At 55.3% G+C, this 20,142-nt stretch carries 19 protein-coding genes; all 19 read right to left on the reverse strand.

The genetic code is table 11. The features are described 5' to 3' along the window. Positions 1–12: 12 nt before the first annotated feature. The 19 genes from ftsA to CV945_RS08015 all read right to left on the reverse strand — a co-directional run bounded on the left by ftsA (position 13) and on the right by CV945_RS08015 (position 20,038). Positions 13–1,281, reverse strand: coding sequence for a cell division protein FtsA (ftsA, locus tag CV945_RS07925; RefSeq protein WP_033011337.1), 1,269 nt, complete (start codon positions 1,279–1,281; stop codon positions 13–15). A gap of 191 nt (positions 1,282–1,472) precedes the next feature. Then, positions 1,473–1,835 carry a small basic family protein gene (locus tag CV945_RS07930; RefSeq protein WP_033011310.1) on the reverse strand — a complete coding sequence of 121 codons (363 nt, stop codon included), beginning with the start codon at positions 1,833–1,835 and terminating at the stop codon, positions 1,473–1,475. A gap of 1 nt (position 1,836) precedes the next feature. Next, positions 1,837–2,553, reverse strand: coding sequence for a DUF881 domain-containing protein (locus CV945_RS07935; RefSeq protein ID WP_033011312.1), 717 nt, complete (start codon positions 2,551–2,553; stop codon positions 1,837–1,839). A gap of 28 nt (positions 2,554–2,581) precedes the next feature. Then, positions 2,582–3,286 carry a DUF881 domain-containing protein gene (locus CV945_RS07940; protein WP_033011314.1) on the reverse strand — a complete coding sequence of 235 codons (705 nt, stop codon included), beginning with the start codon at positions 3,284–3,286 and terminating at the stop codon, positions 2,582–2,584. Further along, positions 3,267–4,052 carry a cell division protein DivIB gene (divIB, locus tag CV945_RS07945; protein WP_033011316.1) on the reverse strand — a complete coding sequence of 262 codons (786 nt, stop codon included), beginning with the start codon at positions 4,050–4,052 and terminating at the stop codon, positions 3,267–3,269. The genes CV945_RS07940 and divIB overlap by 20 nt, the downstream gene beginning before the upstream one ends. A 208-nt stretch (positions 4,053–4,260) precedes the next feature. Further along, positions 4,261–5,361: a stage V sporulation protein E gene (gene spoVE, locus CV945_RS07950; RefSeq protein WP_044742637.1), complete on the reverse strand. Its 1,101-nt coding sequence runs from the start codon at positions 5,359–5,361 to the stop codon at positions 4,261–4,263. Between the two features lie 52 nt (positions 5,362–5,413). Further along, complete coding sequence (murD, locus tag CV945_RS07955; RefSeq protein ID WP_033011323.1) at positions 5,414–6,769, reverse strand: UDP-N-acetylmuramoyl-L-alanine--D-glutamate ligase; 1,356 nt, start codon at positions 6,767–6,769, stop codon at positions 5,414–5,416. Further along, positions 6,770–7,744, reverse strand: coding sequence for a phospho-N-acetylmuramoyl-pentapeptide-transferase (gene mraY / locus CV945_RS07960; RefSeq protein WP_033011325.1), 975 nt, complete (start codon positions 7,742–7,744; stop codon positions 6,770–6,772). Next, positions 7,729–8,190 carry a hypothetical protein gene (locus CV945_RS07965; RefSeq protein WP_047818095.1) on the reverse strand — a complete coding sequence of 154 codons (462 nt, stop codon included), beginning with the start codon at positions 8,188–8,190 and terminating at the stop codon, positions 7,729–7,731. The genes mraY and CV945_RS07965 overlap by 16 nt, the downstream gene beginning before the upstream one ends. After that, positions 8,187–9,656 carry a UDP-N-acetylmuramoyl-L-alanyl-D-glutamate--2,6-diaminopimelate ligase gene (locus CV945_RS07970; protein ID WP_033011329.1) on the reverse strand — a complete coding sequence of 490 codons (1,470 nt, stop codon included), beginning with the start codon at positions 9,654–9,656 and terminating at the stop codon, positions 8,187–8,189. Before CV945_RS07970 ends, CV945_RS07965 begins: the two co-directional genes overlap by 4 nt. Positions 9,657–9,766: 110 nt before the next feature. After that, on the reverse strand, positions 9,767–11,701 hold the full coding sequence (locus tag CV945_RS07975) for a stage V sporulation protein D (protein WP_044742633.1): 1,935 nt from the start codon (positions 11,699–11,701) through the stop codon (positions 9,767–9,769). A 72-nt stretch (positions 11,702–11,773) separates the two neighbouring features. Then, positions 11,774–13,969 (reverse strand): penicillin-binding protein, encoded by a 2,196-nt coding sequence (locus CV945_RS07980; RefSeq protein ID WP_100659528.1) that lies wholly within the window; start codon positions 13,967–13,969, stop codon positions 11,774–11,776. Positions 13,970–13,975: 6 nt separating this feature from the next. Further along, complete coding sequence (ftsL, locus tag CV945_RS07985; RefSeq protein ID WP_033011332.1) at positions 13,976–14,332, reverse strand: cell division protein FtsL; 357 nt, start codon at positions 14,330–14,332, stop codon at positions 13,976–13,978. A gap of 34 nt (positions 14,333–14,366) precedes the next feature. Then, a complete protein-coding gene (gene rsmH, locus CV945_RS07990) occupies positions 14,367–15,308 on the reverse strand; it encodes a 16S rRNA (cytosine(1402)-N(4))-methyltransferase RsmH (protein WP_033011333.1) in 942 nt (313 codons plus the stop codon). 259 nt (positions 15,309–15,567) lie between these two features. Beyond that, complete coding sequence (gene bshC / locus CV945_RS07995) at positions 15,568–17,196, reverse strand: bacillithiol biosynthesis cysteine-adding enzyme BshC (protein ID WP_100659529.1); 1,629 nt, start codon at positions 17,194–17,196, stop codon at positions 15,568–15,570. Positions 17,197–17,269: 73 nt separating this feature from the next. Next, positions 17,270–17,656 carry a DUF3397 domain-containing protein gene (locus CV945_RS08000; protein WP_033010250.1) on the reverse strand — a complete coding sequence of 129 codons (387 nt, stop codon included), beginning with the start codon at positions 17,654–17,656 and terminating at the stop codon, positions 17,270–17,272. Beyond that, the gene (locus CV945_RS08005) at positions 17,649–18,539 is read right to left on the reverse strand and encodes a 2-dehydropantoate 2-reductase (protein ID WP_100659530.1); all 891 of its coding nucleotides are present in this window, start codon (positions 18,537–18,539) and stop codon (positions 17,649–17,651) included. Before CV945_RS08005 ends, CV945_RS08000 begins: the two co-directional genes overlap by 8 nt. A 97-nt stretch (positions 18,540–18,636) precedes the next feature. Next, positions 18,637–19,212 (reverse strand): RsfA family transcriptional regulator, encoded by a 576-nt coding sequence (locus CV945_RS08010; RefSeq protein ID WP_055358184.1) that lies wholly within the window; start codon positions 19,210–19,212, stop codon positions 18,637–18,639. A gap of 70 nt (positions 19,213–19,282) precedes the next feature. Next, positions 19,283–20,038, reverse strand: coding sequence for an enoyl-CoA hydratase/isomerase family protein (locus tag CV945_RS08015; RefSeq protein ID WP_033010253.1), 756 nt, complete (start codon positions 20,036–20,038; stop codon positions 19,283–19,285). Positions 20,039–20,142 lie beyond the last annotated feature (104 nt).

Consider the following 20,142-nt stretch of genomic DNA (forward strand, 5'->3'; position numbering starts at 1 on the left):
AAATTTCAATCTCTATTCAAAGAAAGAACCGAAAAATTTCTTGACCTTCTTCCCGAAATGGTCTTCTTTCTTTTTCGGTTTCGATTGTTGTTTTGGCGCCGGGCGCTCGGCCGGCTCCGCCGCGGCCGCCGCCGGGACGGTTTTCCCTTGCAGCTGCGCCTGCCGGTAGGCGAACTTGAGCAGGCCGACGCCGATCGTGTATTGCGGGTCGCGCACGCCGATGTAATCCGGCATGGCAACACGGACGCTCGTCCCTAGGACGACGTGAGCCAACTCCAACACTCCCGGCATATTCGCCACGCCGCCGGTCAGCACATAGCCGCCCGGAAGGTCGCGAAAGCCAAGCCGGCGCACTTCATGTTGAACCATTTGCAAAATTTCCTCCATCCTCGCCTCAATAATATCGGCGATCTCAAGCTGGCTGAACTGCTGGTGTTGATCGCTGCCCATGACCGGCACGCTGAACACTTCTTCGTCCGAAGCGTAGTCGTAAAACGCATACCCGTGCTTCAATTTGATTTTTTCCGCATCCTCCGTTGTTGTCCGCAGCCCGATGGCCAAATCTTTTGTAATATGCTCCCCGCCGACCGGCAGTGAAGAGACAGCTTGCAACGCCCCTTGCTCAAAGACAGCGACCGTTGTCGAACCGCCGCCCAGATCGACGAGCGCGGCGCCCAAGTGCCGCTCATCGTCGGATAATGCCAGCGAACCGGCCGCTAACGGCTGGAGGCAAATGTCGCTGATTTCCAAACCGGCGCGTTCCACACAGCGAAGGAGATTATGTAAAATCGTCTTCGCTCCGGTCACCATCGTCCCTTCCATCTCCAAGCGGACGCCGATCATGCCGCGTGGGTCGTGGATGCCGTCTAAGCCGTCGACGATAAACTGGCGCGGAACGACGCTGATAATTTCCCGGTCCGGCGGGATGGAAACGACTTGCGCTGCATCGATGACGCGGGCAACGTCTTCATCGCTGATTTCGCGGTTTTCGCTGGCAACCGCAACGATGCCATGGCAGTCATGCAGCTGAATATGGCTTCCCGCCACCCCGACAATCACGCGGCGGATCGAAAGGCCGACCATCCGTTCCGCTTGTTCGACCGCGCGCTTGATCGATTGCACCGTTTTATCTATATCAACAATCGCGCCTTTTTTGAGCCCTTCTGATTTCACATTGCCGATTCCGATAATGTTAATCGAGCTGCCCAACATTTCCCCGATGATGACTTTGACGCTCGATGTTCCGACATCCAGGCTAACGACGATCTCATTGCTGCTCATCTTTTGGCATCTGCCTACTAAAAACGCGCCGATGTCAGCCGGCGTTTCAGTAAGCAGCGACACCTCCTTTTTCGGCTGAAATTTCCCTGTCCATCTCTTCGTCTATATCCAGCTCGCGATTTTCGCAAGAACATCGCATTTTGTTTTACTCCATATAATTCAACACAGGAAGACACTTTCCTGTCTTCCGCTTAACTTTTTTCGCGATTTTCCCGCCGCTCCGCCCATTCGGCAAGCCAAAGGCGACGGATGATGGCAATGTTTTGAAACAGGCGGACGCCAAACGCGAAGACGGCCGCCAAATACAAGTCTACACCAAGATGCACCCCAAGAAAAGTCAAAGTTGTGGCAAGGATGATATTGAAAAAAAACCCGGTTATAAATACTGTTTCGTCGTACGTTCCTTGTAAATGGGCGCGCCATCCCCCTATTAATGTATCAAAGGCGGCCAAAATGGCAATCGACAAATAACTGGAATACTGATCGGGAACTTCCCAGCCGGCCAGGACGCCGACGGCAAACCCGAGCAACAATCCGAGAAGCGGAAGCCACATGCTATTTCTCCTCCTTGCCGGCGCTCGCCGTCTCCATGTATTTTACCTCCAGCCGCTCGGTTGACGGCGGAATGGCGATCATCGGTTTCGGCTTGGAAATCGAAAGCTCCAAGTTTTCGACGATGAAATCATCCCGAATCGGCGAAACCGTCAACCCGCTATACAGCTTGTCCGCATCGTCCGCGATCGCCTTCACCTCAACCGGCAGCTGAAGCGGCCGGCGACCGACTTTCGTCACCCCGTTGACATCGCGAATCGCCGTCCGGTTCGTCAGCCGCTCGCCGCTAATGGCGATTTCCTTTGCTCCATATTTGTTCAATTCATTTACCAACCGCTGCAGCAGCTCCGGCGACACCGTTTGGGCGACCGGACCGACGTAGCCGCCCGCCGCAAACGGCGCGATCGTCAGCACCACGCCGCGCCCTTTCACCTCGGTCAGTCCGGCTTCTTCCCTAAGCTCGGCGACCGTCTCCTCGAGCGCCGCCTCACCGTCTTCCTGCTCCTCGCGCCGGTAATGGCGCAATTTCGCCTCGTAGCGTTCCAGCTCCTCAAGCAGCTGCTGTTCAAGCTTCTGCTCCTTTGTCAAATCGGCGCGCAGCTCCCAAATGTCGCGCGTATCGCGCTCTTCCGAAGGCAGCGTCGTCCGCATCCCGACGGCCAGCATCAATCCGAACACGCCGGCAATCCCGGCAAAATACAGCTGTCTTTTTCGCTCCAATGCGCTTCACCGCTCCTTCCTGCCCGTTTTACGGTCTGGGCGCGAATACCGGATCGAGCGTAATCGCCTCTTGCTTTTCCACTTTTACATCGATATGGTCTTGAACAAGCTCGTCGACGACGCCGCCTGGCAGGACGAGCGCAGACGACAGCACATCCGGGTCGCCGATCGCCGAAATGACAAACGGAGCGGCATGTTGCGTCCCGTCAACCTCAATGACCGGACCGTTGCACACAATGTAGGAGCGATGGGAAATGCGCTGCCCGTTAATGGCGACCGCTTCGGCGCCGGAAATAAGCAGCTCGTGAACGACTTTCCATACGTGCTGTTCGTGAACGATATAATCAGTAGCACTTGCTTCAGAGGGGATGTAAGAGGAGTCGGAAAGCGTGACTGCTACACCCTTTCCTTTCACCCTCGCCTTTCCAACATACATGCGCAGCTGTTCTGCTTCTTTCGCCAGCCCGGCTTCGTTCGTCTGCCGGTCGGCCAGTTTTTTTTCCCAAGCGGCCAGTTCGTCTTGCTTTTCGACAAGCTGTTGCTTTAACGACCGGTTTTCCTTTTGCAAAGCGATCAGCGCCGAGCGAAACTCGTATTCCCTTTTCCACTCGCTGTCGCTCCATTCGCGGCGGGATGGATCGTTTTTGGCATGTTGGTAGGAAAACCCGAGCATGGCGCCGAATAAAAAGCAAATAAAAGTAAGGAGGATGCGGCTATGGGCTTGTTGTCTCATCGTCGTCCTCCTTTTTCGGCGGCTCGTACGGGACAAAGTAGCTGCCGACTTCGAGGTGAATGACCCCTTTGACATTTCGGTCAAGCTCGGCGACAATCGCCGGATAATGCGACAGCTTGTCCGCAAAACGATGAATCGTCGCACTTACCTCATACCCGTCGTTCATGTAGACGATGACGCGGTCTTCATACTCGCTGTTCGGCTTGTAGTGAATTTCCGACATGGCGCCAAGCACCGGCGCCGGCAGTTCCGCCAGCTGTCCAGTCATCTCGGCGATGGCGTCGCCGTTTTTCCAACCGACGAGCACAGGCGCATCGCTCGGGGCTGTTTTCACCGCTTCCTGCTTTAACAGCCGTCCGTTCTCAAGCAGCGGGAAAAATGTTTGCCGGTCGTAGACATAAGCGACCCGCCGCCATTCGTGGACGCGGATGACAATCGTGTTCGGCAGCCTCTTTTCCACGGTTGCCTCTTTAATTTCCGGATGGCGGGCGATCCTCGTTGCCACACTTTGTTCGTTCACTTTCCAAAAGCTTGTCCGCTTCGTAATGCCGCTCAAGCTGATGATGCGCTCCGCCGGCAAATGGCGGTTTCCGCTCACCTCCACATGCCTGACGGCGCTTAACGGCGATTGGAAGTAAAGAACGCACAAAATAAACAGAAAAAAGAAGGACAAATACAAAATCAGCCGACGGTTCGCTTTTTGGCGGCGACGCTCTTTCAGTTTTGGGACGCGGTCTTCAAGAACAACAACCTTTCCCTTTTCCATTGCCTTCCCCGCTTTCCTGCCCGCGGGCAGCTCCATGGCTGCGCTCGAATAAAAACAAACGGCATCCGCTGCCGTTTTCTTGTTCTTTGCACTTGTTTTCATTATATCACAAATAGATCGCGAGAGAGACCGTTTTTTATAACATTTGCCGGCACTGTTCGACGGCAAGCCGCCCGAACAAACAAAAACAGCGGACGCCGCCGCCTGCCTAATAGCGGGCGTGTCTGCTAATATTGAGCAGCACGCCGATCGCCATCAGCATCAATGTCAACGACGATCCGCCGTAGCTCAAAAACGGGAGAGTAATGCCGGTGACGGGCATCAGCCCGGTGACAACGCCGATGTTGATCATCACTTGGATGGCAATCATCGAAATGATGCCAAGCGCCAAAAAGCTGCCGTACAAATCGGGGGCGCCAAGGGCGATGCGCACGCCGCGCCAAAGAAGAAGGCTGAATAAAAGAAGGACGAGCGATCCGCCAATAAAACCGAGCTCCTCGGCCAAAATGGCGAAAATAAAATCGGTTTGCGGCTCCGGCAAATAAAAAAACTTTTGCCGGCTTTGCCCGAGCCCCAGGCCAAACAGCCCGCCCGGACCGATGGCGTACAGCGACTGGATGATTTGAAATCCGCTCCCCAACGGGTCTTCCCACGGATTCAAAAACGATGTAATCCGCTTGATTCGATACGGCGCCGATAAAACGAGGGCGGCAAACCCGGCAAGCCCCAACACCCCAAGGCCCACAAAATGGCTGAGGCGGGCGCCGGCGACAAAAATCATCGCCACACATGTGCCGACCATCACGGTGCCCGTCCCTAAGTCCGGCTGCAGCATAATCATGCCGAACGCCGCAAACACGAGCGCCAGCGCCGGCAGCAATCCTTGTTTAAACGATGTAATCTTCTTTTGGTTTTCGGATAAATATTTGGCCAAAAACGCGATCATCGCCAGCTTCATAAATTCGGACGGCTGGATGGAAAACGCCCCGACGCCGATCCAGCTGCGCGACCCATTGCGCACCATGCCGACGCCCGGGATCAACACGAGTACAAGCAGCCCGAAACAAACGATGAGCAACACTTTCGACCAGTCGCGCCATGTCCAATAATCGATGTTCATCACAAAAAACATGGCGATAATGCCGACGACGGCAAACAACAGCTGGCGCTTGGCAAAGAAAAACGAATCGTGAAACTTGTATTCCGCCCAAATGGCGCTCGCGCTGTACACCATAATAAGCCCGATGGCCAAGAGCGAAAACGTTAAAAGAATCAACAAAAAATCCGGCGCAGACCTTTTCCGCGGCAATGCCCAACACCTCTATTTTGTAAACTAGAAGGAAAGGGCTGTCCCTTTCCCTCTATTTCAACTTATGCACGGCGTCGATAAAAATGTCCCCTCTCTCCTCGAAAGTTTTGTATTGATCCCAGCTGGCGCAGGCCGGAGAGAGCAAAATAACATCGCCCGGCTCGGAAAGCCGGAAGGCAACCGGGACAGCTTTTTCCACATTATCGACATATTCGATCGTTTCTATTCCCGCCTCCCGGGCGATGCGCCCGATTTTCTCCGCCGTTTGCCCGAACAATACCGCCGCTTTCACCTGCCGCAAGTACGGAAGAAGCTCGTCAAACTCATTGCCGCGGTCAAGCCCGCCGGCCAACAAAATCACCGGTTCGCCGGCGAACGCCGAAAGCGCCTTTTGCGTCGCCAAAATGTTCGTCGCCTTCGAGTCGTTGTAAAACCGCCGGCCGTCGACTTCGGCTACATATTGAAGCCGATGTTTTACGCCGGCAAACGTCGTCAACACTTGAACGATCGCCTCGTTGCTGGCGCCGGCCAGCTTGGCAGCCGCCACCGCGGCCAAAATGTTTTCCACGTTGTGCTGGCCGGGGAGGACAATGTCTGCTGTCTTGATGATCGGCTCTCCGTTCCAGCAAACGGCGCCATTGTCGACGTACGCCCCTTCACCGAGCGGCTTCGTCGCCGAAAACAGCACCTTTTGCGATCGAATCGAGGCGGCGATGTCCATCACGGTCTGGTCATCCGCGTTGACGACCGCATAATCTTGTTCTGTTTGGTTGCGGAAAATATTCGCCTTCGCCGCCGCGTATGCTTCCCTTGTGCCATGGTAGTCCAAATGGGCATCAAAAATGTTAAGCAAGACGGCGATCGTAGGACGGAATTGATCAATGCCGGCAAGCTGGAACGAAGACAGTTCGGTGACGAGCCATTGGCCCGGCTTCGCTTCCTTGGCCACCTCGCAGGCGACTAAGCCGATATTGCCGGCAAGCAACGGGTCTTGGCCATCCGCCTTTAACATTTCATAAATCAATGTCGTTGTCGTCGTTTTCCCGTTCGATCCGGTAATGCCGATAAACAGCGCTTCGGAAATGTGATAAGCCAGCTCCACCTCGGTCACGACCGGAAGCCCTTTTTCAAGCGCTTTTTTCACTAACGGATTCGTATACGGGATGCCCGGATTTTTCACGACGAGGTCAAACGGCTCATCGAGCAGTTCGAGCGGATGGCCGCCGCAAACGACGCGGACGCCGAGCTCTTCAAGCTGCTTCGCCTCCGCGTTTTCCGCCAACGGTTTTTGATCGTTGGCGACGACTTCCGCCCCTAATTCAACGAGCAGGCGGGCCGCTGCCGCCCCGCTTTTCGCCAATCCAATCACAAGCACACGACGATGTTGATAGAAAAGAGTCGGTTTCAATTACATCCACACCTCGATATAAATTCCTAGCATGGCAAACAACAGGCCGACGGCCCAAAACGTCACGACAACGCGCCATTCCGACCAACCGACGAGCTCATAATGATGATGGAGCGGGCTCATGCGGAAAACGCGCCTGCCGGTCGTTTTGAACGAGGCGACTTGAATGATGACAGACAGCGTTTCAATGACAAAGACGCCGCCAATAATGATCAGCAGCAGCTCGAGTTTCGTTAAGACAGCGACCGCAGCGATCGCCCCGCCAAGCGCGAGCGATCCGGTATCCCCCATAAATACTTTTGCCGGATGGGCATTAAACACTAAAAAGCCGAGCACAGCGCCGACAACGGCGACGCAAAACACCGCCACATCGTACTGACCTTGATTCCAAGCCAACACGGCATACGCGCCAAAGGCGATCGCCGCCGTGCCGGCCAAAAGCCCATCGAGCCCGTCGGTCAAGTTGACAGCGTTGGAGCCGCCGACAAGCATGAGCAAAAGCAGCACCCCATAAGCCCAGCCAAGGTCAAACGACCAACCGGTCCCGGGGATATGTACTTCCGTCGAAAAGCCGCTTTGCCGGTAGACAAAAAAGAAAACAACGGCAATGATGAGCTGGCCGATAAATTTTTGCCGGCTCGTCAACCCCAGGTTCCGCTTCATCACCACTTTGATCATATCGTCCAAAAAGCCGAGCACCCCGTAGCCAACCGTAACAAGCAGCAATAAATATGTTTCCACCGACAGGACGGCCAATCTCGATGTCATCCATAACGTTGTCGCCACGATCGAAAGCAAAATCATAATGCCGCCCATTGTCGGGGTGCCCGATTTTTTTTGATGCGACTTCGGCCCTTCCTCGCGAATGCTTTGCCCAAATTTTAACCGCCGCAAAAACGGGATGAACAGCGGCGACAAAATGACGGTGACCAAAAAGGAAACAGCCATCGCAATGACAATTATTTGTTCTGGCATGAATCGTCACATCCTTTTGCCTGCCGCGCGTCCAGCCACCGTTTCTGCAACTCGGCGAGCCGGAGGCGGATTGCTTCATCAGCCGGGACATACTCCCCGCCTTCTTCCGGGAACGAAAACGAAAATTCCGTTCCCCGGCCGCCTTCCCGCAAATACCGCTCAAGCAGCGCGGCGGCCGCCGCAAGCGGCGACGGGACGAAAAAGAGCGGAAACTGATTAGGAATGTAGCGCGGCAACGGCTCTCCGATCGGCCAAAACGAAGCGATCGCCCCGTGCTCGATGGCCGTTTTCAGCGTTTCCGCCGCATCTTCAAGCGGCACGAACAGCCCTTTTTTCACCTGTTCGGCCGGATTGACAAACACCGCGTGAAAACGAATCGTTTCGTCCACAATGCCGCGCGCTTCGTTCGCAATTTTCTGCACCATTCCGTACGTAACCATCGTCATGTTCTCTCCCTCACCGCCGCTCGGGCGACAGCGCGATCGTCAAACTCAATCACATTGCCGCCGATGATTTGGTACGTTTCATGCCCCTTACCGGCAATCAACACAACATCTCCTTCTTGCGCCTGCCGGATGGCGTAGCGGATCGCCTCTTCCCGGTCAGGAATCGTCACGTACCTTCCATCTTGATCACTTACCCCCGCTTCCATATCCCGCAAAATTTGCTGTGGGTCTTCCGAGCGCGGATTGTCGGAGGTGAACACGGCGACATCCGCGTGGCGCACCGCCACCTGCGCCATAAGCGGCCGCTTCGTCCGGTCGCGGTCGCCGCCGCAGCCAATGACGACATAGACGTTCCGCTTCGCAAATTGGCGCACCGTTTTTAGCGCGTTTTCCAAACTGTCCGGCGTATGGGCATAATCTACAATGATAGTAAAATTTTGCCCTTCATCGACCGTTTCAAACCGCCCGGACACCGGCTCGACATCCCTTAAAGCCGCCGCAATCGTTTCAAGCGAAAACCCGGAGGCAAGGCAGGCAGCGGCCGCCGCAAGCATGTTATAGACGTTGAACAAGCCGACGAGCTTCGTTTCCACCACTGCCGATCCGTGCGGCGTGCACAGCCGAAAGGCCATGCCGGACGGGGTCATGGCAATCTCTTCCGCCATCACATCGCTCTTCGTGCGAATACCGTAAGTGATGATTGGTGCTGCTGTCATATGTTTATAATATTGCGAAACAGGATCATCATGATTCAAAACGGCAAATTTCGGCCGCCGCTCGTCGTAGCGGTTGCCGAGCTGGGCAAACAACAGCCCTTTGGCGTTCCGATACTCGTCCATCGTTCCGTGATAGTCAAGATGATCTTGCGTCAAGTTCGTAAACACGGCCACATCGTAATCGCAGCCATGCACCCGTCCTTGGTGAAGGGCATGCGACGACACTTCCATGGCCGCAAACTCCACGCCCTCGTCGATCATCTGTTTAAACGTGCGTTGCAAGACGAGCGACTCCGGCGTCGTATTCGCCGCCGGGTAAGAACGGGCGCCGATTTTGATCCCGACCGTGCCGATCAGCCCCGTTTTTTTGCCGGCCTTTCTCGCGATCTGGTCAATGATATGAGTCGTCGTCGTTTTTCCGTTTGTGCCCGTCACGCCAATTAAATGAAGTCGATGGGTCGGGTGCCCGTAAAACGCATCAGCCAAAATCGCCATCGCCCGCCGGCTGTCCGGCACAAGGACAAGCGGCGCGTCCACCGCGAGCGGACGCTCAGCCACGACCGCCGCTGCTCCGCGCGCCACCGCTTGTTCCGCAAAGTCATGCCCGTCCACCGTAAATCCTTTAAGGCAAAAAAACAGCGAACCGGGCGTGACATGGCGCGAATCCATTTCGAGCGCGACGATATCCGGATTGCCCCCGCGATGCACCCAAAAACCGGGCAAGCGCGACAGCAACGTTTGCAATTTCATCCTTAGTCATCCCTTTCGCTTATAAATAGCTCGCCCTATGAGCGGACAGCGGAAAAAGGGGCGCAACCAACCCGATGAGTCATCGCATCGGCCGCCCCTTGCAAGATCGTTTACCGCTCCTCTGCCGCTTCGCGTTTCGCCAAATAAATGCGAATCGTCGAGCCTTCTTTTACTTTCACCCCGGGCTCCGGCGATTGTTCGACGATGACATCGCCCTCGCCACTAACATCTAATTTTAAGTCAAAAAACTGTTCTTGCAAATCTTTTTTTGTCAGTCCGATCAAATTCGGCACCTCAATGACTCTCGGCTCATCCCAGCCCCGTTCCTTCTCAAGTTGGTCTTTGCGCGGCTTCACGCCCATCACCCGCAGGCTGTCTTCTATGACCTTGCCAACGATCGGCGCCGCAACCGTGCCGCCGAATTGGACCGTGCCTTTCGGATTGTCAACAGCGACGTACACGACGAGCTGCGGGTCGTCCGCCGGCGCAAAACCGATGAACGACACGATATGGTTGTTTTGCAAATAGCGGCCGCCTTGCGCTTTTTGCGCCGTTCCGGTTTTCCCGCCGACGCGGTAGCCTTCGACATACGCCTTTTTCCCTGTGCCTTGGGCGACAACGCTCTCAAGCGCATAGCGGACTTGTTTCGACGTTTCCTCGGAAATGACGCGCCGTTTCGCCTTTGGTGTATTGCGGCGTACGACTTCCCCTGTTTCCGGGTCGACCCATTCTTTGGCGATGTACGGGGTGTATAGAGTGCCGCCGTTGATCGCGGCCGATACGGCGGCGACTTGCTGGATCGGCGTCACCGACACCCCTTGGCCGAACGCGGTCGTCGCCAATTCGACCGGCCCGACCCGCTTTAAGTCAAACAAAATGCCAGTCCCTTCCCCTTGCAGGTCAATGCCGGTTTTCTCACCGAAGCCAAACTGCTTAATATAACGAAACAGCGTTTCCTTTCCGAGCCGCTCCCCCAAAGCGACAAATCCCGGGTTGCACGAGTTTTGTACGACTTCCAAAAACGTTTGCTCCCCATGGCCGCCCTTTTTCCAGCAGCGGAGCGTAGCGCCGGCCACTTTAGCGTAGCCCGGATCAAAGAAGTGGTCTTTAAGGAGGTTGACTTTATGCTCCTCAAGCGCTGCAGCCAACGTAATGATTTTAAACGTCGACCCCGGTTCATACGTGCTCCAAATCGGCAAATTGCGGTTGTAAATTTCCGGAGGGACGCTGCGGTAATCGGCCGGGTCAAACGTCGGCCGGCTCGCCATCGCCAAAATTTCCCCCGTATTCGGGTTCATGGCAATGGCGATGATGCCGTCTGGATTGTATTTCGCCTCAGCAATATCGAGCTCCCGCTCTATGATCGTCTGAATGCGTGAGTCAATCGTGAGCACCAAGTTCAAGCCGTCGGTCGGCGGCGTATAGTCATCCGCCATATCGGGCATGCGCCGCCCTTTTGCATCGGAGTAAAACTGCACCGAACCGCGTTCTCCGCTCAGTTCTTTGTCATAATACAGTTCAAGCCCTGTGAGCCCTTGGTTGTCAATGCCAGTAAAGCCAAGCACATGCGATAAGTAGCTGCCAAACGGATAGTAGCGCTTCGTGTCTTCAGCAATGTACACCCCGTCCAAATCGAGCGCGCGCACGTCCGCCGCTTTCTCGTCGGAAATTTTCCGCCCTTCTTTCAAGCGGACGATCGAGGTGTTTTTTGTCATTTGTTTATAAACGGATTCGACCGAAGCGCCCAAAACCGCCGCCAGCTTTTCTGCCGCTTCCGCCGGATTTTTCACTTGCCGCGGGATGACATACACCGTCGGCGCGCTCATATTCGTCGCCAGCGGGACGCCGTTGCGGTCCAAAATTTCGCCGCGCTTCGGCTCAAATGGGATGTTCCGACCCCACAGCCCTTTCGCCCGTTCCGCTAATAGATCGCCGAGCCAAAATTGGACATAGCCGAGACGGAGATCGATAATGGCAAAAACCAAAACGCCGATCAAAAAGACGATCGTCAACCGTTTGCGCACGGTCACGTACGATACGCGCATATGGCGGAACCTCCTTCATGATGGGCTCGTTCCACTATATGCTTGTACGCCCCGTTATAGAACGGCAAAAAATCACTCGTGAGGCCCGGCCTCTTTCCGTTCAGCCGCCTCTTGTTCTTTCTTTGCCGCCGTTTCTTCCCACTGGCGCGGCGGAGCCAGTTCGACGATCAAATAATCCCCTTGCCGCACTCGCGCTCCCGGGCGGATGTTTTGGCTGACGACATAGCCGGTTCCTTTCGTGCTTGGCCGCAGGCCGAGTATATGAGCCACTTTCATGGCGTCCCGCAGCGAAAACCCGCGCAAGTCCGGCATCGTCGCCGCTCCATCCGTTTTCAACACGACCCGCTCGCCGGGAAGAAGACGATCTCCGCCGCGCGGAAGCTGCCGCTCAACGTACCGGCCGGTGCCGATGACGACCGGCACATAGCCGTTTTTCTTCAACTGCTCCGCCGCCGTGACGGCCGCCTCGCCGACCAGCGAATCGAGCGCGCGTTGCGCCGCTAGTTTCGTTTCCACCGATTTTTCTTTGCTCGGTTCAATATGCAAATATTGCAGGCTGCTTTTCATCACCGTTGTAAAAATTTGCGAAACAGGCGCCGCTCCGGTTTCCGTCACATCCAACCGCGGCTGCTGAACAGCTACATACATGAGAAGGCGCGGATCATCCGCCGGCGCCATGCCTAAAAACGAGAAAATATAATTTTCCCGTCCGGTCAAATAGCCGCCGGAAGCGGATGGAATTTGCGCCGTCCCCGTTTTGCCGGCGACGCGGTAGCCGTCAATTTGGTACGGGCGGCCGGTGCCGTGCTCTGAGGTGACAACCGTTTCCAAAATTTCCCGAACCTTCCGCGCCGTTTCAGCCGTAATCGGTTCACCGACGACAGTCGGCTCGTGGTCGAGAACGACTTTGCCGCTGTCTGGATCGACCACCTTTTCAATGACGTACGGCTTCATCATTTTTCCGTCGTTGGCGATCGCTGTCGCCGCCTGGATTTGCTGAATCGGGGTCACTGACGTCCCTTGCCCGAACCCGGTCGTAATCCGTTCGATCGGATAACGGTAACGAATTTGCCCTATCGCCTCATTCGGCAAATCAATGCCCGTTTTCTGATCGAAATGGAAACGATGCAAATACTGCAAAAACCGGTCTTCCCCGAGCTTTTCTTTCACCAAAATGGAAAAAGCGACGTTCGAAGAGCGCTGCACCCCTTCATTGAACGTAATCGTCCCCCAACCGACATCGTTATGGTCGCGGATGGTGTTCGGCCCGACTTTGTATGAGCCGGAACGGTACGTTTCATTGCCGTTGTACACTCCTTCATTAATGGCGGCAGCAAGCGTAAACACCTTCATCGTCGACCCCGGCTCATACGGGTAGGAAATAGCGTCATTTAAAAAGTTCGCAATATCGCGTTTGTTCGGGTCAAAACTCGGGCGAGTCGCCATCGCTAAAATTTTTCCTGTTTTCGGATCAGCCACGATGGCGATGATCTTTTTCGGCTTGTACTGCTTTTCTACGCCGTTCATGGCGTCTTCCAAAAACGTCTGGATTTTCGCGTCAATCGTTAAATACACGTTCGCGCCGTTGTCCGGCTTTGCAATCGTGCGCTCTCTCGCCTCCGGCAGACGGAACCCCTTCGCATCGCTGGCAAACGACACATAGCCGTCTTTTTCGCGCAAATAACGGTCAAGCGATTTTTCTACTCCCATTTTGCCGACCGTTTCGTTTTTCGCATTTTTTTGCGCGTAGCCGATGACGTGCGAGGCGAACACGCCATTCGGGTAAAACCGGGCAGTGTCGCGGGTAAAGATGATGCCCGGCAAATGGAGCGCTTCAATTTTCCGCTTCAGCTCGAAGCTGATATTGCGGCCATAGGAGCCGAACTCGACTTGTTTCGCCTTTTTGGTCAAAATGCGCTCCATTTGCTCGACGTCCATGCCAAGCAGCGGAGCGAGCTTTTCCGCTGTTTCCTCTGGATCGGCGACACGGCGCGGATCATCCGGGTCCACAATGGCGGCGACTGTATACGACGGCACGTCTTGGGCTAAAATGGCGCCGTTGCGGTCAAAAATCGTCCCGCGTTTCGCTTCAATCGTGCGCGTCTGCTTATGCTGCTGCTGCGCGATCTCCGCCAGCGCTTCGCCTTCCGCTTTTCCCGTCCACTGCACTTGCACAAAGCGGGCAAACAAAAGAAAAAAGGCAAAGCTGAACACGCAAAACAAAATAAACGCCCCGCGATGGGTGTTGCGATGCTTTTTTGCCTCCATCGCCCATCAGTCCTGTACGACTTTGACGTGGTTTTCGTTGAGCGACAAACCGAGCTCTTTCGCCTTTTGCAAAATGCGCTCGTACGCGCTCAGCCGCTGCACTTCGACGTACAAGTCATTATTTTCTTTCTTTTGTTCATCAATGGCCGATTCCAACTTTTGGACATCTTTATTAAGCTCATAAATTTGCACTTGGGTTGAGACGGTATGGACCGCCGCGTAAAAGACAAACAGCAAAAACGAAACGATCAACAGCTTCTCAGCCAGCGTCAGCCGAAGGCGCCGTTTTCGCTGCGGCTTCTGGCTCGGCGGCGCGGCCGGATGCTTTTGTTCGCGTGCTACTTTGACTGCCAAATGGTTCACAGCGTTTCCCTCCTGTTTCTCCTCACCTATTTTCTCAGCCGCGCGGCAGTTTTTCAGCAATGCGGAGTTTGGCTGAACGGGCGCGGCGGTTCCGTTCCACCTCTTCAGCAGAAGGAACGACCGGTTTTTTTGTAATAATTTTCAACACAGGGCGGTAGTCATTGGGGGGAACTGGAAGCCCTGGAGGCAATGGCGGGTTCTCGCTTGCTTTTTTAAACGTCTCCTTGCAAATGCGGTCTTCGAGCGAATGAAACGTAATGACGCTCACCCGTCCTCCCGGCGCCAACAAGTCAATCGCCTGCTCAAGCGCTTCGCGAAACGCCTCGAGCTCATCGTTGACTGCGATGCGGAGCGCCTGGAAAATGCGTTTGGCCGGATGTCCGCCGCTGCGGCGCGCCGGCGCTGGAATCGCCTCCTTAATGACCTCAACGAGCTCCCCGGTCGTTTCAATCGGCTTCTCGCGCCGCACCTCCTCGATTTTGCGCGCCACTTGCTTTGAAAATTTTTCTTCGCCGTACCGGAAAAAAATGCGCACAAGCTCCTCATATGGCCAACGGTTGACGATCTCCGCCGCCGTCAGCTGCTGCTTGCGGTCCATCCTCATGTCAAGCGGCGCGTCGTGCTGGTAGCTGAAGCCGCGCTCCGGCTCATCGAGCTGCGGCGATGAAACGCCCAAATCAAACAGCACGCCGTCGACGGCAGCGACGCCGCGGGCGGAAAGCTCCTCTTGCAAAAACCGGAAGTTGCGGTGCACAAACTGCACTTGCTGGCCATAACGGGCGAGCCGTTCACGCGCATACGAAATGGCGGTTTCGTCTTGATCAAAGGCAAACAGCTTTCCGCGCTTTGAGAGGCGGGAAAGCAAATAGTCGCTATGACCGCCGCCGCCCAACGTACAATCGACATAGACGCCGTCCGGGCGGATGTTCAGTCCGTCAACCGCTTCTTTTAACAGCACCGTTGTATGTTCAAACACATGTCCACCACCTTTGCTGCTTCCAAACGCTGCTTCCTTATTATATCGCAAAGACGGACAAAATTTTAGCTTTTTTTGTAAAAAAACGTCCCTTTTTGTTTATTTTTGTCGGACATCCCCAGATGGAGCCATTAGTTCCAACCTCCTTTTACTTTTATTTCCAAACCTGTGGCGATTGTTTTGTTACTATTTCATTCCACAAAAAAAAAATCCTGCTCGAAACAGGATTTTTCTTTTCGACTTTTTCTTTGAAAAAGCTTTATATATATACAATTTTATGCATTCCGTTTCCAGGGGCGTCGATCAGCGAAAGTTTTTTTACAAAATCAAATCCGTAACGATTCACGTAGTAAAACACGTTCCAAACCCGTTCCTGAGGCGCTCCGTTCGGCCGCAGCGCCGTTTCGACGCGCCAAAACTTGCGCCATGTCGTCTCATGTTTGCGCAAAAGCGCCCGCTCCAACGTTTGCTGAAGAAACTCGATTTGTGACTGAATGATGGCAGCATTTTTCGCCACCAATCCTTCCAATCCGCGGTCAATCTCCATGCCAAGCGCGCGCAGCGGCTGATGCGCCGCCTCGATGTCGGCTTTCGCTTTCTCAAACGCCTTGGCAAGCGGAACTTCAGCCGTCTCCTTCCGCCATCGCTCCTTGGCCGCTTCGAGCCGCCCGGCCAATACGTCGGCGGCTTCGAGACCGAGATCAGCGAGATCGGTTTGCAGCGAACGGCCGACGATCGTCGCCTGCAGGCGCGGCGCCACCGGCGGCATTTCGAATCCGAACAGCGAAAACGCCTCCTTCAACTCCGCCCAATAGGCGATTTCTCCCGGGCCGGCGACAAAAGCGAGCGTCGGCAGCAAATACTCTTGCATAAGCGGACGAGTGACAACATTGTTGCTTAAACAGTGCGGCTTCGTCTCGGCAAGCTCAAGCAGCTGCTGTTTCGCAAAGACGATATGCCCGGCCTTGTCGCGGAACGCGCCGCGCTCTTCGTCATAGTGCAAAAGCAGGCGCTCATGGCCGTTGTAATAAAACAAGTTGGCCGCGTTGGGCGCTATCTCAATGAGCGGCGCATACCCGAGCGCGCGCAGCGCCTCTTGCTGCGCCAACACGGCCGATGTCACGCTGCGATGGCGGTCAATGAGCGCGGCGAAAAAACGGCGCTCAAGAAGGCGCACCGCCGCATCGCCGGCATTCAAGACAACCAATCCGTCAGCAGCAAACAGGCGCAAGACAATCGCCGCAAAAAAGTCGACAAACGTGCGCGCCTCATCCAAACATGTCTTGAGAAAGGAAAGCAGTTCGTTCGTCGCGTCCGTCTCCCCGTACGTTTTCACGACACGTTCGATCCACGCGCCGGCAAGCTCATGATCAAGCGGGACGTCGGCTGCCATCCGCCTTTCCTTCCGCTTGTGCGGATATAGCGCTTTCCTCACTTCGCCGCCCTCTACCACATACACATGGTCGATTTCCGCGATGTCATGATCCTCGCCGGCGATCCAAAACAGCGGCACGACCGGCACGCCAAGCTTCCGTTCCTGTTCTTTGGCGAGCTGGATGATGGTGATGATTTTATAGATCGTATAAAGCGGACCGGTCAACAGCCCGGCTTGCTGTCCGCCGACAACAACGACGCTGTTCTCCTGCCGCAGCTTGTCGATATTGTGCATCGTCGCCCTGCTTGCCGAGAACCGACGGTGATAGGCGTCTAAATAATCGGCAAGCCCGCTCCGGTCGTATGTCCGTTTTTGCAAATGAGACAACCGGCGGCGAAACGCCTGATCATCAGCCCAAACGTAGTCAAACCCTTTCTCAGCCGGAAACGCGCCGGTTATGTAATCGGCCGCCAGCTTTGTCGCCGCCGGCAGCGGAATTTCGTGAACCTCCATGGCGAAAACTCCCTTTCTTATGTATTCTTTCATGAGTATAGCACGTTCGGCGCCAAGAGGAAAAAATGATTGCTCAAAGGACGGCAGCGATGCGCGCCATCATGCCATAGACGAGCAGGCCGGCGTAAAGGGACGCAAAAATGAGAAAACTGGCCCGCCAAAATAGACGAAACACCGCCGCCAGGTGAAAATCCGCCTTTTTCCGCCAGTAGCCGAGTGCGATGGCGGCGTGCAATCCGAGCAAAAAGAGAAGAAGATGGACAAAATATGACTTTCCGAACAGCACGGCAAGCAAAAAATAGACGGCGGCGATGAAAAATGCGGTCGCCGCGTTGACCGCCGCGTAAAACGCCGCCCGTTTCCGCCCGCCAAACAGGCGCATGGCCGCATAGACGAGCCAAAACAGCAGCAGCGGCAGTGTGACGAATGTCGCCAACACCGGCGCGAGCCAGTCACCCATCGCGGCTCCCCCCTTCCTTCCCTTTCAGCGCGCAATACACAAAGCGGACGAGCGGCAACGCAACGCCGCGCGCTTCCCCTTGCTTCAGCACATAGCCTAAAATGGCGTCAATTTCCGTCCGACGCCCGTTTGCCACATCCATATACATCGACGAATAATTGTCCGCCGTGTTCCGGCATATATGAACGATCCGCTCCCACGCCCGTCCGACGTCACGAAGCGGCAACACCCGCCGCACTTCATCAAACAGCTGCGCCATCATGTCCCGATACGGCGCCACCTCAAGAAGCTCGCCGTTTTTCACTTGCAACAGCGCCGTCAACGGGTTGATGACCGCATTGACGACAAGTTTGTCGACAAGAATGCGCTCCCAATCGTCCGCCCATTCAATGGGAAACTCTCGATCTCTAGCCAGCCCGGCGGCCGCAGCAGGCGACCCATAGAAGGGGGCAAGCGTCAGTTTGCCGGCGCCTGTGTGCGCAACCGTCCGATCGTCAAGCTTGAACGCGCCGTGCTCCACAACGCCGACGACGATGTTTTTGTCAGCAAAAACAGACAGCTGTTCGAGATGGCTCATCCCGTTTTGCAAAAAAACAATCGTGCCGACGCGGCGGAACGAATCACGCTGGGAGCAGACATCCGCCACATCATATTGTTTAACCGTCACAAACACAAGCGGCTCAATGAGTTCCGTCCCGGCAAACGGCCTTGCTTGAACGGCAGTCTCCGTTGTTTTTCCTTCTTTTTTCAGGGCGACGCCGCATTCAGCAAGCTGCCTCGCCTGAGACAAGCGCCTTGTATACACCGTGACCTTATGGCGCCGCCCGAGATAAGCGGCAAGAAGCAGGCCGACCGCCCCGCCGCCGACAATGCCAATGTTCACATGTCTCCCCCGCCTTCCCGCCAAATTGCGTTAGCCTTATTTTAGCAAATGTCCCCGTCATCCGTTAAGAAAAAAAAGCCGGCCCAAAGGCCAGCTTTTATCCTTCCCCGACGCGCTCAGCCGCCGGCTCCGTTTGTTTTTCGGCGCCCGCCACTATTTTCCGCGCCCGCTCCATAATGGCGAGCAACGTTTTATACTCCTCTTGGACGGCCGCCAGCTGCTTTTGCAACGCTTCCTTTTCCATTTGCAGCTTTGTCACCATTTGTTGCAGCTGCTCCATATCGTTTTTTAACGCCCGATTTTCATCCGCTGTCCGCCGGGCGTCGCGCGCTTTTTGCCCTTCCGCTTGCAAAAAAGCGAGCACTTCCGTCCATGACAGTTTGCTCTCTGCTGCCGCTTCCATCTCCGTTTGTCCCCCGCCTTCTTTTACCGATGCCGCCTCTTTTTTTCGCGTTTTCCGTTCTTGCTTTGCCTGTTCAATTTCCTCTTTATACTGCTTGCGAACGTACGAATTCCAGCGGAACCCGCACGCTGCCGCTGTCCGCGACAAGCGCCGCCCCACCTCAGCAAACGCTTCTAGCTGGGTGCCGCCCTCGCGAATATATTGAAGCACAACGTTGGCCAACAGTTCATCTTCCTCTTTCGTCCAAGCGTCCTGGCGTACTCCGGTCATCTCCCTTCCCTCCTCATCGCCGCTTTGTCATTATATGTATGCGGCTAATAGAAACAGTAGAAGGAAAAAATTACTGTTTGCGAAAAAAAGGACGCAACGCCTGTTCATGTTCAACCGACCCCCATAGTGCGGCGCAGCGGTCGATTTCAGCGAAAAATTGCTCACGAAACCAAGCTGTTCGCCATTTTTCGCCCGCTGCCGCCTTATAGGCTTCTAAAACAGCGAGCGACCGCGCGGCATAAAGGGCGAGCCGCGCCTGCCATTGCTCGCGCCAGTGGTCAGCCGCCAAGACCGCATCAGCCCACCCGCACGCTTCCATATCTTCCGCTGTCATCGGTTCAGCGCGCAGCAATAGATCGAGGGCCCGCGCGTACGGCAGTTTGCCGAACAGCATCGAGGCGCCGCCCCAGCCGGTTGTGATGCCGAGCCGCCCTTGAATGAACCCGATTCGGCTTCCTTCTTTGACAAAACGGAAATCGCAGGCCGTCGCCAGCTCGCAGCCCCCTCCCATCGCGGCGCCATTGACGAGCGCGGCCGTCGGTTTCGGAAACGTCAGCAGCCGGTAGAGCACCTCCCCCATGCGCGTCAGCATCTGTTTCGCCTCAGCGCCGCGCAAAGGCCCGAACTCGTGTAAATCGCCGCCCGAGCAAAAAGCCTCATCGCCAGCGCCCGTGATGGCAAATATTTTGACCCGCTCATCCGCTTCCGCCTCGCTCAGCGCTCCCTCAAGCGCCTCCATCACTGCAAAATTGACTGCATTCCGTTTTTCGGGACGGCAAATCGTAAACAAGGCGACGCCGTCACGCTGCTCCATCATCGCTTCCATCAGCACTCCTCCCTCTAGAAATGTTGATTTATCAAGGCTTTTCGGCCCCTCAGGGGTGTCCAAAAAATATTTTTCGACAAAATCTCTTACATCCTTTTTCAGTT

The organism is Geobacillus sp. Manikaran-105 (assembly GCF_002809955.1).
GTDB lineage: Bacteria > Bacillota > Bacilli > Bacillales > Anoxybacillaceae > Geobacillus > Geobacillus thermophilus.